This window comes from Sulfitobacter aquimarinus, assembly GCF_040149565.1.
Taxonomy (GTDB): Bacteria; Pseudomonadota; Alphaproteobacteria; order Rhodobacterales; family Rhodobacteraceae; genus Sulfitobacter; species Sulfitobacter aquimarinus.
The window spans coordinates 12,443-24,038 of sequence record NZ_JBEFLO010000012.1 but is presented as its reverse complement, the minus strand read 5'-3'; the positions used below and the strand labels follow the sequence as shown (position 1 = coordinate 24,038).

Annotated in this window: 13 protein-coding genes; all 13 read right to left on the bottom strand. The window is 57.5% G+C overall.

What is annotated here, in order from left to right:
• Window positions 1–159: 159 nt before the first annotated feature.
• Window positions 160–504, bottom strand: coding sequence for a DUF8776 family protein (locus ABMC88_RS16675; RefSeq protein ID WP_349578025.1), 345 nt, complete (start codon window positions 502–504; stop codon window positions 160–162).
• Window positions 501–887: a response regulator gene (locus ABMC88_RS16670; RefSeq protein WP_349578024.1), complete on the bottom strand. Its 387-nt coding sequence runs from the start codon at window positions 885–887 to the stop codon at window positions 501–503. Before ABMC88_RS16670 ends, ABMC88_RS16675 begins: the two co-directional genes overlap by 4 nt.
• 34 nt (window positions 888–921) lie before the next feature.
• Window positions 922–1,785, bottom strand: coding sequence for a CheR family methyltransferase (locus tag ABMC88_RS16665; RefSeq protein ID WP_349578023.1), 864 nt, complete (start codon window positions 1,783–1,785; stop codon window positions 922–924).
• Window positions 1,782–2,246: a chemotaxis protein CheW gene (locus ABMC88_RS16660; RefSeq protein WP_349578022.1), complete on the bottom strand. Its 465-nt coding sequence runs from the start codon at window positions 2,244–2,246 to the stop codon at window positions 1,782–1,784. The genes ABMC88_RS16665 and ABMC88_RS16660 overlap by 4 nt, the downstream gene beginning before the upstream one ends.
• Window positions 2,239–4,368, bottom strand: coding sequence for a chemotaxis protein CheA (locus tag ABMC88_RS16655; protein WP_349578021.1), 2,130 nt, complete (start codon window positions 4,366–4,368; stop codon window positions 2,239–2,241). Before ABMC88_RS16655 ends, ABMC88_RS16660 begins: the two co-directional genes overlap by 8 nt.
• A complete protein-coding gene (locus ABMC88_RS16650; RefSeq protein ID WP_349578020.1) occupies window positions 4,361–4,732 on the bottom strand; it encodes a response regulator in 372 nt (123 codons plus the stop codon). The genes ABMC88_RS16655 and ABMC88_RS16650 overlap by 8 nt, the downstream gene beginning before the upstream one ends.
• Window position 4,733: 1 nt before the next feature.
• Window positions 4,734–5,012: an STAS domain-containing protein gene (locus ABMC88_RS16645; RefSeq protein ID WP_349578019.1), complete on the bottom strand. Its 279-nt coding sequence runs from the start codon at window positions 5,010–5,012 to the stop codon at window positions 4,734–4,736.
• A gap of 184 nt (window positions 5,013–5,196) precedes the next feature.
• A complete protein-coding gene (locus ABMC88_RS16640) occupies window positions 5,197–5,718 on the bottom strand; it encodes a chemotaxis protein CheD (RefSeq protein WP_349578018.1) in 522 nt (173 codons plus the stop codon).
• Window positions 5,715–6,713: a CheB methylesterase domain-containing protein gene (locus ABMC88_RS16635; RefSeq protein WP_349578017.1), complete on the bottom strand. Its 999-nt coding sequence runs from the start codon at window positions 6,711–6,713 to the stop codon at window positions 5,715–5,717. The genes ABMC88_RS16640 and ABMC88_RS16635 overlap by 4 nt, the downstream gene beginning before the upstream one ends.
• A 49-nt stretch (window positions 6,714–6,762) precedes the next feature.
• On the bottom strand, window positions 6,763–9,150 hold the full coding sequence (locus ABMC88_RS16630) for a methyl-accepting chemotaxis protein (protein WP_349578016.1): 2,388 nt from the start codon (window positions 9,148–9,150) through the stop codon (window positions 6,763–6,765).
• Between the two features lie 329 nt (window positions 9,151–9,479).
• Entirely contained in the window at window positions 9,480–10,322 is an 843-nt protein-coding gene (locus ABMC88_RS16625) for an SDR family NAD(P)-dependent oxidoreductase (RefSeq protein WP_349578015.1), read from the bottom strand.
• Window positions 10,323–10,532: 210 nt separating this feature from the next.
• Window positions 10,533–10,742, bottom strand: a complete 210-nt coding sequence (locus ABMC88_RS16620; protein ID WP_349578014.1) for a hypothetical protein — start codon at window positions 10,740–10,742, stop codon at window positions 10,533–10,535.
• Window positions 10,739–10,900 carry a hypothetical protein gene (locus ABMC88_RS16615; protein WP_349578013.1) on the bottom strand — a complete coding sequence of 54 codons (162 nt, stop codon included), beginning with the start codon at window positions 10,898–10,900 and terminating at the stop codon, window positions 10,739–10,741. Before ABMC88_RS16615 ends, ABMC88_RS16620 begins: the two co-directional genes overlap by 4 nt.
• Between the last annotated feature and the right edge of the window lie 696 nt (window positions 10,901–11,596).

Genomic DNA, 11,596 nt, shown 5'->3' with positions numbered 1-11,596 from the left:
ACCGTGCGGTTTAATTGAAAGCAGAGCTCTGGCGTGCGGTCTATGGCCTTTGTCATTGCCGACCCAGCGCTTGATGAAGCCGCACAAAGGACTGTGTGTTCTCTGATACCCCTTCGGGAGAGGCGCCTTGGGGGCGTATCGTGAAATGAAGCCGGCCGTTTAATCTGCGATGCGGCCAAGCCTGTTGCGCAGGGATTCCAGATGCACGGCCTGCAAGGCGGTCTCAACCGTGATCGCCCCATGATCTGTTTCTTGTGCGATTGCCCCCGTGAATCCTGCCATGGCTTGCAGGGATTGTTGTATAGGATCAATGGATTGCAGGACCGTGCGCAACTCAGGGTCCTGCATCAACGTCGGGTTCGAAACGATCATCCACTCCAGATCGGCCACCGCGTCGCGTATGGTCTCCATCTCGGTGGCCGAGCGCACAAGAACCTCGCTCAACTCAAGCAGTTGAGCGAGCGGCTCTGCGTCTTCGGTCTCTTGTGGGCCGAGAAAGATCATAGAACGCCCACAACCCGCTGGATCGCATCCTTCATCTGGACCGAGCTAAAGGGTTTTTTGATGAGGTTGTTCATGCCCAGTTTCTGACCAACGGTGACAATTTCATTGGTCGCATTGCCTGTAATCAGGATAAAGCCGATGCGCTGGGTAATGCGGTTTTCCCGCAACCCTTTGAGCAGGCCCAGCCCATCCAAATTCGGCATGTTATAGTCCGAGATCACCAGATGACAGGGCTGCGCCACCAGCTTTGCCAGCGCACTTTGCCCATCGTTTTCAACGCGGTAGTTGGCAATGCCGATTTCGTCCAATGCATTGGTGATCAACGCGCGGCTCACCGACATATCATCGACAACCATGACTTGTAGTGATTGTTTAAGGCCCATGTTTTGCTCTTCCTCGGATGTTTTGGTTGGGTATTCAGGATTTTTGGTAAACGGTAACGCCGCAGGGCTCTAACTGTGGTTGGTCGGCACGCGAAATCCGTTCCGAATGCCCGATGAACAGCTTGCCCCCCGACGGCAACAGGTTTGAAAAGCGTTTCCAGACCGCTTGCTGCGTCTCGCGGTTAAAGTAGATCGCCACGTTGCGGCAAAAAATGACATCGAATGCGCCGCTGAACGGCAGCTCTTCGATCAGGTTGATGACGCCAAAGGTGACCAGATTGCGCACATCGTCGGAGACCGAAAAATGCCCCTCTTTTGCAGGGACGGGCGCCACAATGTCCGCAGCGCGATAGTATTTCTGGTCGACCGCGTCGATTTCATCTTTGCGGTAGATGGCCTCACGGGCTTTGGCAACGATGGTGGGGTCAATATCTGTGGCGAGGATTTTGAAGTTGTAGCGTGCGATGTTGGGTTCGCATTTCAACGCCGTCATCGCAATCGAAAACGGCTCTTGTCCGGACGAGCATCCCGCGCTCCAGATGCGAATACGCTCTCCGGTGCGGGCGCGTTCAACCAGCTTTGGCATCACATCGTTTTGCAGATCATCAAAGTGGTGTATTTCACGGAAGAATTTGGTGACATTGGTGGTCAGCGATGACAACAGCTCGATCCGCTCGGCGCCGCCGTTCGCCCCTTCCAGCAACGAGCGGTAGGCGGCGAAACTGGGCAGATCAAGGGCACGCAGCCGGCGGGCAAGGCGCGATTTGACCAATTGCGTTTTGGAGCTGGGGAGGCTGAGGCCGAATTCGCGCAACGCAAATGCAGCGATTGCGTCAAAGTCGCTCGCATCCATCTCTGGCAGCGTGCCAGGGCTTGCAACGCCTGTTTGCATGTTCATAGGTCAATATCCGTGGATCGTAGAAGGTGCTTTAGATCAACCAGTTGCGCCATATCATCCCCGACCGAAATCAACCCTTCGATCAGGTTGCCTTGGGTCCCTTTGGCGCCCGCAGGCGTGTCCTGCACGTCCGAGCGGGAGACAGCCATGATTTCGGAAACGGATTCAACCAGCAGGCCAAAGGTTTGGTCGTTGATGTCCGCGATAATCACGACATTACGCTGGCTGGTGCCGGTCTTGCCCAGACCGAAATGCGCCGACAGATCGTAGACGGGCACAACGTTGCCGCGCAGGTTCATCACGCCCAAAACATGGCTGTCTGCATGGGGCAGGGTTGTCACCTTGGCCCAGCGGCGGATTTCACGCACGTTCATGATGTCCAGACAATACAGCTGCCCCGAAACGGAGAAGGCCACACACTCAAGATAGGCGTCTTGAAGGATTGGGCTGAGATCATTCATTTGCTATACTTTCACTTTGTTGATGTGGCTCGGGCGCTGGTATTGGCATTGGCGTCGTGGCCATCACGTCTTTCTGGGTGGACAGGAAATCCACATCGAGGATCAGCGCGATTTGACCGTTGCCCATGATGGTTGCGGCAGACACGCCCGGAATGGCGCCGTAATCCCCGCTGACGGATTTAATCACGACTTGTCGCTGGTCATGGATCGCGTCGACCTCCAGCGCAAAGCGGCTGTTTTCCATGTTCTCGATCAGCACCAGAACGGCGTTGCCGCTGCTGGCCTTTTCACTTTGGAAGCCCAGACATTCGGCGACGGGAATAATGGGGACATATTCGCCCCTGATCGACAGCACGCGCCCTCCCGAGGCGATCTGGAAAATATCGGTTTTCTGCGGGCGGAATGTCTCGACCACGGCGGTGATCGGGATGATCATCGTCTCTTGTGCGACCGAGATAACGATCCCTTCAACCACAGCCAATGTCAGCGGCAGGTAGATGGCGAATGTTGTGCCCTTCTTGGGGGTGGAGTTGATGGTGATGCGACCGCCCAATGCTTGCACTGCGGTTTTGACAACGTCCATCCCGACGCCACGGCCAGAGAGTTCGGATACTTCTTTGTTGGTGGAAAAACCGGGCAAGAACAGCAGCTTGTCAATCTCTCCGTCAGAGAGTTCGGCATTGCGGGGGACCAGGTCTTTGCTCATCGCGATCTCGAGGATGCGGTCGCGGTTCAGACCGCCGCCATCGTCGCCCACTTCGATCATCAGATTGCCCGACATATGCCGCGCTGACAGGGTGATGGTCCCGACCTCGGGCTTGCCTGCGGCGGCGCGGTCCTCGGCGCTTTCCAATCCGTGATCAACGGCGTTGCGGATCATGTGGGTCAGCGGATCGGCCAGCCGTTCAATTACCGTTTTGTCGACTTCGGTGTTTTCACCCACCTGCACCAGACGCACGGATTTTTTGCTGGCATCGCCTGCCTCGCGCGTGATGCGGGCCATACGCTGGAACAAAGGTTTCACAGGCTGCGCACGGATCGACATGACCCCCTCTTGCAGGTCACGCGCCAGCACTTTGTAGTCCGCCATATCCGAGCGCAGGTCGCTGTCGTTGGGCAGTTCCAACTGCTCAATCCGCTGGTTGACCATCGCCTGATTGATGATCAATTCGCCCACCGTGTTGATCAGCCGGTCGACCTTGTCCAAGTCCACACGCAAGGTGGTGTTGGCGGTGTCGGCACGCGTTGTTGATTTGGCAGCCTTTTTTTCCGCTTTTGGTACGGCGGGCGACGGCGGCGGCGCGGCGGGCATAGGGGCGCTCTGCGCGGGTTCTGTTGGCTCGGCCGCGGTTTCGGTCGTCTCTATTGGCAATGGATCAGCGGGGTCTGGCTCTGGCGTGATTTCGGTCACCGTCAGATCACAGATGCCGTCCACAAACTCGAAAGTCTCCTCTACGATCCGCGCTGCTTCGGAGGCGGAAAAGCGCATTCGGAATGTCAGTGTCGGCGTATCGGGATCATAGCTGTCGAATGCCGCAATCGCGTCGAGGTCAATCTCGACCGTCAAATCGCCCTGCGGGCGCAGGGCATCTATCAGCAACAGCGGGTCGTGGCCGTTGTGATACAGCTTGGCGTGGGGACGAAAGACGATGTCCAGCACATCGTCAGGGATGGCGGGCATGAACATGGAGTCGAAATCAAGCGCCATCGGCGCAAACTCCGTCTCCGGCCCGTCATCAGCCGCGACATAGGCGTCAAGCTCGGCCAGCAGCGTCTCGCCGCGCGCGTGGTTTGTCTCGCCCTCGGTTTGGGCCATCTCGACCAGATGCGTCAGATGGTCGGCAGCCCGCAGCATGGTTTGCACCAGCTTTTCGTCCTGCTCCAACCGGCCGGCGCGCAATTCGTCCAGAACGGTTTCGAATTTATGCGCAAAGGACACAAGATCATCGAGCTTGAACGCGCCGGCACCGCCCTTGATGGAATGCACTGCACGGAAGACCGCGTTGACGGTATCATCCTCGGCAGCGTCTTCCTCAAGCAGTGCCAGCCCCTCGAACAGCGATTCCATAAGATCGCTGCACTCGTCAAAGAACATCGCACGGATGTCATCATTGTTAGACATGGCCCGTCACCCTACGCAGGACACTGACCAGTGCAGCGTCATCAAATGGCTTCACGATCCAGCCCGTGGCCCCCAGATCGCGGGCCCGTGTCTTCAACTCGGCCGAGCTTTCGGTGGTGAGCACGAGGATCGGCACCGCCGTATGCACTGGCGTGCCGCGCAGCTGCGAGATGACCCCGAAACCGTCCAGATTGGGCATGTTGATGTCGGTAATCACCACATCGGGCTTCACTTCGTTGAACTTGGCGACCCCCTCAACCCCGTCTTCGGCCACATGAACGTCAAAACCGACCTGCTCTAACGCTTGTCGCAGCAGGGTTCGGATTGTCCGAGAATCGTCAATTGCGAGCACACTGGTTGTCAATTTAAGTTCCTTCCGAGAAGAGTTGAGCAGGCAAACCGAAGCCGAGAAGCCGTTCGGCCAATGCACCATCGACCTGAGAGAGCATCAAAGACTGGCCCGCTGCCTGCCATTGCAGGTGGGCAGACAGCAGCAGCTCAATATGGCGGCCCGATACGGATTTGACCGCACTCAGGTCAATTTCGACATTGTTGGTTTTGTTGTCGTTCAGAAATGCCAGCAAATCGGCAGGCACGTCTTTTCCCGCAGCGGGCTCCAACGTAAAGGCGGTGGCTTGTGTCATAAAATCAGGTGCTTTCCGGTTGCGAAGGGTACAGGCCCGCGCAATTTATTTGCGCACAGCGTAACAAGTGCTTCGTTAAGAATGGCTTTAGCGGTGGCCGTTGGATTGCTAAATTTGTGCACAGCAACGGTGCCGGTCCGGCAGTCTTGGCGCACGGGGCGTGGCAGGGGGCGAGGGTCGTGCATCAGAACAGCTCGATCTCGGGGGCGGCGGCGGCAGGGGCCGCTTTTTCAGGTGCGACTTCGGTTGGTTTGACAAACAGCATTTGCACCTTGCCCGTGGTCGGGCTGAACCGGACGCGCCGCGGCTGGTCGCCCTCCAGGCTTTCTGCGATGCAGACAATCCCTTCATCCGCGACGAATTTGCGGGCAAATGCCGCGTTCTTGCGACCGATGTCGCTGCCGAAACCCGACAGGGATGCGCCGCCGAACAGTTTGCATTGAAAGGCGCTGCGCTGTGCGCCTGCACGCAGCAGTTTGTTGATCAGGCTCTCCATTGCGAAGGCACCGTATTTCACATCCGCCTGACCAGCCCCTTGCGCCAGCAAAAAGTGGTTCATCCCGCCGATGCCCGTGCGCGCATCCCAAAGGCACACGGCGACGCAGGATCCCAGAATGGTAGACAGAATTACATTGGGATCATTCGAAATCTCAACTTCACCCTGAATGACGGTAATATTCTTTGGGGGGCGTGTTGCTTGGTTCATAGTGTCGCCTCCTTCAAAAGGCTGTCGCCCATTTCATGTAGCGGGACCTGCCGCATGGATCCGCCGTTTGACCAGGCCGCGCCCGGCATGCCGTAGACCACAGATGTTTCGCGGTCTTGCGACAGGGTGCGTGCGCCCGCTTCGCGCAGGTCCAGCAGCCCCTTTGCCCCGTCCGCCCCCATTCCCGTCAGGACACAAGCGACGATGCGGCTGGCAAAAGGCAGGCTGGAGGAAAAGAGCTTGTCTATGGAGGGGCGGTGGCCCGAGATCAGCCCTGCGGGGCTGGATTGCAGGTGGGGGCGTTTGTCCGCAGTCAACACGACATGCTCTGGCAGGCCTGCGACGACAAAAATGGTACCGCTTTGCAGGGCGACATCGGGTTCGTACAGGCGCACATGCGCGCCACTGGCGCGGTCCAGCACACGGCACAAGCCAGCACCAAACCCCGGCGAGGTATGCTGTAGCACGACGGTAGGAGGGCAATCGGGTCCGAACTGCGACAGGACCGTTTTCAATGCATCAACCCCGCCTGTCGAGGCTCCGATCAACACCATCCGTTTGAACCGTCGTCCCGTTCGCCCCATCTTTTGCGGGGCAGGGCGTTCGGCGCGTTGCTGCGCATTGGCCAAGGATCGCACTTGCCCAACAAGCGCGCTGGGGTTGTCGCTCAGGCTGGCATGAAACAATCCCGATGTGTTTGATCTGTTGGCGGGGGCGTTTAACCCCGAAGCACTGCCCTCAAGACTGGTGAACTTGATCCAGCGCACGTCAAGCGCGTCAAACAAGGTCACGATCAGTTCAAATTCATCCGCTGTGCACAATTCGGCTGCGACCAACACGATATTCGGCGGGCCGTGTTCGACCTTGTTGAACAACTCCATCAACCCCGGAGCATGGGCAACGATCCGCAAATCGCCTGTGTCGGACAAGACCTGCTGCCAGCGGTCGAGATCGCTGGAATAGGGGGTCGCGACGATGATCGTTTTATGGCTCATTCAAGCGTTCCTGACGGTGCTGGTTTCATGCGGTGCGAAGAACGGGAGGCTAGAAATCAATCCAGTCGTTGTCAGCCGGCGCTTTGTCGGTGGTGCCTGTCGCCTTATGCTCGATCGGCATGTCGCCTTGGGTGGGCGTGAACTCGACCTCGGTCGCGGGTTGGAACTGGACGTGTTCCACATTCGCCGAGGAGCGGTGGAAGGTTGCAGCGGCTTGCCCCACAGCACCGCCGCCGCCATTTGCGGTTTTGAAACGGCGCACCAATTCCTCCAGCCGAACCGCATCGCCTTTGAGGACATGGCTGGCTGCGGTGGCCTCTTCGACCATGGCGGCATTCTGCTGGGTCACCTGATCAAGCTGGTTCACACCGATGTTGATCTCGCCCAGACCAACGGCCTGTTCAGAGGTGCCTGTGGCCATCGTGCGCACCAGATCAGAAATATGCGAGACCCGCTGCACGATGCTGCTCAGGGCTTCGCCCGCGCCGCCAACCAGTTCGACACCCCGCTCGACTTCGGTCGCGCTGCCGCTGATCAGGGTCTTGATCTCTTTGGCGGCCTCGGAAGAGCGCTGCGCAAGGGCGCGCACTTCGGAGGCGACCACAGCAAAGCCCTTACCCGCATCCCCCGCACGGGCCGCTTCGACGCCCGCGTTCAGGGCCAGCAGATTGGTCTGGAACGCAATGTCGTCGATCACGCTGATAATCTGCGAGATGTGTTTTGAGGATTCCTCGATCTGGTTCATGGCCGAAATCGCGTCCGAGACGATCTTGCCGCTGGCTTCTGCCTCTGACTGCGCCTCGACCACGATGGTCTCGACCGATTTGGCCCCGTCGGCGGCGGATTTGACGCTGGCTGTCAGCTCGTCCAATGCAGCGGCCGTTTGTTCCAGCGTAGCTGCCTGATTTTCGGTGCGGTTGGACAGATCATCAGAGGCCTGACTGATTTCTTGTGCGCCATGCTGGATACTGCCCGACGCCTCTGTCACGCTTGAAATGGCCTCGCTCAGGACGCGCAATGCGGCGTTGAAGTCTGAACGCAAGCTTTCGTATTGGGGGGCAAACTGCTGGTCTATGGTGGACGACAGATCGCCATCGGCCAGTTGCACCAGACCCGAGCTCAAGACGTCCAGCGTTCTTTTCTGCTCTTGTTGAGCGGTCTCCTGCTGGGCGCGTTCCTGTGATGCGATTTCCAGCTTTTCGCGGAAATCTACCAGTGTCTGGCCGATCTTGCCGATCTCGTCCCCACGTTTTGTGGCCGATACCTCGACCTCGAAGTCGCCATTGGCGATTTCGCCCATCTCCCCGCCGAGCGTCTTCAGCGCGCTTGTCACGCGGTTGATATAAAGCCAGGCAAGCAGGCTCATCACTGCGGCGGCAATGAACGAAATCAAGAGCAGGGTATTGAGTTGCTCGTTAAGGTTGTGAAAAACCTCGTCGCGCGAAATCTCGGCGATCAACGCATAGCGTTGGTCATCAAATGTGATCGGCACCGTTTGGGCAAGGACAGAGGCGTTGTTCAGCCCGATGGTATCAAGCGAGGAAAAGGTATCGCCGTCTATGCCTGCGCTTACTTTTGGGGTCATCTCAACGATGTCCATCGCCTGAGGACCGCTTTCGAACCGGCTGGAGACAATCAGGCGTCCATCGGGGCCGACCAGAAATGTTTCACCTGTTTCGCCCATCCCGTTTGCCTTGTTGATCAGCGCGGTGAATTCCGCCTGGTTGGTCTGCAAAACCAACACGCCTTTCAATTCGCCCGCCTCGTTTTCAATACGGGTCGAAGCGAATGCCGCGATCGCGCCAGCACTGACGGCATAGGGTCTGAAATGGGACAAGTGGGTTGCTTCAGACGGGTTGTCGACCGCCTGACGATAGCTTTCGCCGATGCCTGTTTGCGCCAGATCACCTGTCACAACGTTTTGCGCAAAATCCGCTTCTTTCGCGACAGAATAGATGATTTCGCCTTCCGGGTTGATCAGGAAAAGATCGTAGAAGTTGTTGCTGTTGTTGTAGTATTTGAAAAACTCGTGGTATTTTGCGTGCAGGCGGTCATAGCCGCGCATGTCATTCGCGCTGAGCAGTTCGGCCCGTTTTGCGTGCTCAAAAGGGTTGTTTTCGGTAAAGTCGGCGCGCACGGCGGCGCGATCAGCAGGTTCCAGAATGGACCACAACGCATTGAGGTTGGTGGCCGCTTCGATGGTAGAAGGATTGCGCGCAAGGGACTGGGAAAGGATCGTTAACTGGGTATACCACTCGGTCAACGCGTTTTCCCTATTCTCCAGAATAAGGGACAGCCGGTTCTCCGCGCCTTTTGCTGTGGCGGCCTGACCGGAGAGATACGTGAAGGTCGACAGGACGCTGGCCACGATCGCAATCACAATGGCGACAAAGGCAGGCAGCTTGAAAGACAGCTGGTTCAGTTTTGAAAGTGACATTATCAACCCTTTGTGGAGCTTCAGTGTGGATTCTCTTGGCCTGAAACTCGGTGTCAGAGATTAATATTTCCTTCCTTGCTCCTTGCGGGTTGCGTCAGAAATCATTGGACGGAAGGGATACACCAAATCAGGCGCCGGACCCCAAAAGGGCAAACGCCTTCTACGTATGAAAAAGGGGGCTAGGGACGCGTGTATCGGCACGCGCTGCGCAAACTGTCGCTAATTTTACGCATTAGGGATATGGCGCGTTCATGGGGCCGCAGAACACGGCGACGGGCCGCATTTGCGCGGTGCAAAAGGCGGTTGCGCGTTGGAGCTATGCGGCGGTTTTACCCTTTTTCAAAAGCTGCAAAAGCCTGCGCAAAGTCGGGATGCCAGCGCGACAGGGCGGGGCGGTTCTCGACGATGTCCCCCACAGCCCAAGCAACGCGTTTGCGGTCTATCTGGGGGGTGACATCATTGTCGGGGCATAGAATATAGAAATCACCCGCCGCCATACGCGCGATAAAATGGTCGATGGCTTCTTCGCTGGTCCATGCCGAATCCGGCTTTTCCGGCATGAAACGCTGGATCATGCCGGTATAGGTGAAGCCCGGAACAAACAGATGCGCAGAAATCGGCGCGCCCGCCTGTCGCAGGTCATGCGCCAGCATTTCCATCATCACCTTCACGCCCGCCTTGCTGACGTTATAGCCCGGATTGCCCGGCGGTGTGGTGATGCCTTGTTTTGAGCCGGTGCTGATCACCACAGCAGGTCGCGCCGCGGCCACCATACGTGGCAAAAACGCGTGGATGCCGTTCATCACGCCAAACAGGTTGACCTCGATGTTTTTGCGCCAGTTGTCGGCGTTCTCCCAACTGCCCGTGGACAGACCGATGCCCGCGTTGTTCATCAAAACCGCAACCTCGCCCGCAGCGAATGCCTGATCTGCCAATGCGTTTACGTCATCTGCGTTGCTGACATCCGTGGGCACGGCAAGGACAGTCGCATCCGCACCTGCAACTGCGCGAACCTGCGCTGCGGCACTCTCCAGCGCGTCCGATCTAAGATCGGCCAGCACCACGCCAAAGCCCGCTTTTGCAAACCGCAGGGCCGCAACCAGTCCGACACCGCTGGCGGCACCTGTCACAACCGCAAGGCCACCGTGTCTGAGCGCATCATTGTACATCATCGTCTCTCTCCCATCGCCAAAGGCAGGTTGTCCTGCAATCACGAATATTCTGTGCGCATAGCCATTTCCAAACAAGGTGTGATTGCGGCATGCGGCGCAGGCCGCGCTTCGGGCCACGGCTGTCAATGACGGGGGCAGCAGCACCCCGCTTAAAGCCCTGCTTGGATGCTTGGGCCCCATGATGCGGCCCGAACACCATTCACAAAGGGACTAGACGACGAAGTCAGTCACGGCGAAGCCAGCACAGTTTTTGCAGAACGTGATCGTATTGGCGCTAGTGCTCAGCGCTTTATCTGCGCCGATTTGGGCGGTATTGGCTGTCCAGTCAGCATGGCTTTCGATGGCGGATGACCGAAAGAAGCTAACGGTGTCTTCGGTGCCGTCCCAGTCGGTGACGATGTCGCATTCAGTAACAGTCACGAAATGACAACATTCGGGTTTGTCTCATCGGTATTTTCCAATGCAATCTGCTTGTTTGTAATGATGCGGGTGTAGCGGTTGGTCCCGCCGGAAAACCCAAGGCCAAAGTCCGAAAGCTCGAAAACCGTTGTGGTTGAGGTAAGAGAACGTGACACCATTCTCGACTGTTTCGGCACCGAGAAAACGGAAGATATTGCCGAAATTGCCAAAGCAGGCGTCAGTGTTTACGTGGTTGAAAATGGCCATCGGTGAGATTTTTGATGAAATCGGTCGCTTTGAAATTCGTTTTGCATAGGGTGCGATGCACTGCGAAGGCTGTAGAGTTCTGTCGGAAGAAATAGCCGTCTGTGGATGGCACGGGTGCCGCAGGTTGGTATATGCGGTGCCGCTTAGACCAACTTGAGTATCATGGCGCGCTTTGTGGCTGTCACCGTGGCTGACGGTGGAAAAGCCGCGAATAATATGGGCATTCGACCCCGATACTGGGGCTTGCCGCATTTTTGCGCTGCGCGAAACATGTGGCGACCCTATGAGGACAAGGCCTATGCGTGCATTGACGGTGGGCGAGGGGGCCGTGGGCGCTTTGTGCCGCGGCGATGCCTTCCGGTCCGGTCTGTGCAAACTCAGGCGATTTTTTAAAATGGCAAATGGTACAGGTGGCCGTTCCGACCTTCTTGTGTGTTTGGGAAGATTTTGATTGACCCTTTCGGGCAGGATGGTGAAATTACCCCATCTACTGGGGATTGCTTGTCCGAAAGACCTACGAACGGTAGGGTGTAATGGTGGATTGCGGGATATGTTGGCCCGACACGGGTTCGGCATAATTCTCCCGCGCCCGATACTCCGCACGGCGC

What these genes read in the sequence shown, in the direction of transcription:
- ABMC88_RS16625 (WP_349578015.1), bottom strand. Translation starts at nt 10,322, where the DNA reads ATGATGTACAATGATGCGCTCAGACACGGTGGCCTTGCGGTTGTGACA.
- ABMC88_RS16665 (WP_349578023.1), bottom strand. Translation starts at nt 1,785, where the DNA reads ATGAACATGCAAACAGGCGTTGCAAGCCCTGGCACGCTGCCAGAGATG.
- ABMC88_RS16670 (WP_349578024.1), bottom strand. Translation starts at nt 887, where the DNA reads ATGGGCCTTAAACAATCACTACAAGTCATGGTTGTCGATGATATGTCG.
- ABMC88_RS16630 (WP_349578016.1), bottom strand. Translation starts at nt 9,150, where the DNA reads ATGTCACTTTCAAAACTGAACCAGCTGTCTTTCAAGCTGCCTGCCTTT.
- ABMC88_RS16655 (WP_349578021.1), bottom strand. Translation starts at nt 4,368, where the DNA reads ATGTCTAACAATGATGACATCCGTGCGATGTTCTTTGACGAGTGCAGC.
- ABMC88_RS16660 (WP_349578022.1), bottom strand. Translation starts at nt 2,246, where the DNA reads ATGAATGATCTCAGCCCAATCCTTCAAGACGCCTATCTTGAGTGTGTG.
- ABMC88_RS16635 (WP_349578017.1), bottom strand. Translation starts at nt 6,713, where the DNA reads ATGAGCCATAAAACGATCATCGTCGCGACCCCCTATTCCAGCGATCTC.
- ABMC88_RS16615 (WP_349578013.1), bottom strand. Translation starts at nt 10,900, where the DNA reads ATGGTGTCACGTTCTCTTACCTCAACCACAACGGTTTTCGAGCTTTCG.
- ABMC88_RS16645 (WP_349578019.1), bottom strand. Translation starts at nt 5,012, where the DNA reads ATGACACAAGCCACCGCCTTTACGTTGGAGCCCGCTGCGGGAAAAGAC.
- ABMC88_RS16675 (WP_349578025.1), bottom strand. Translation starts at nt 504, where the DNA reads ATGATCTTTCTCGGCCCACAAGAGACCGAAGACGCAGAGCCGCTCGCT.
- ABMC88_RS16640 (WP_349578018.1), bottom strand. Translation starts at nt 5,718, where the DNA reads ATGAACCAAGCAACACGCCCCCCAAAGAATATTACCGTCATTCAGGGT.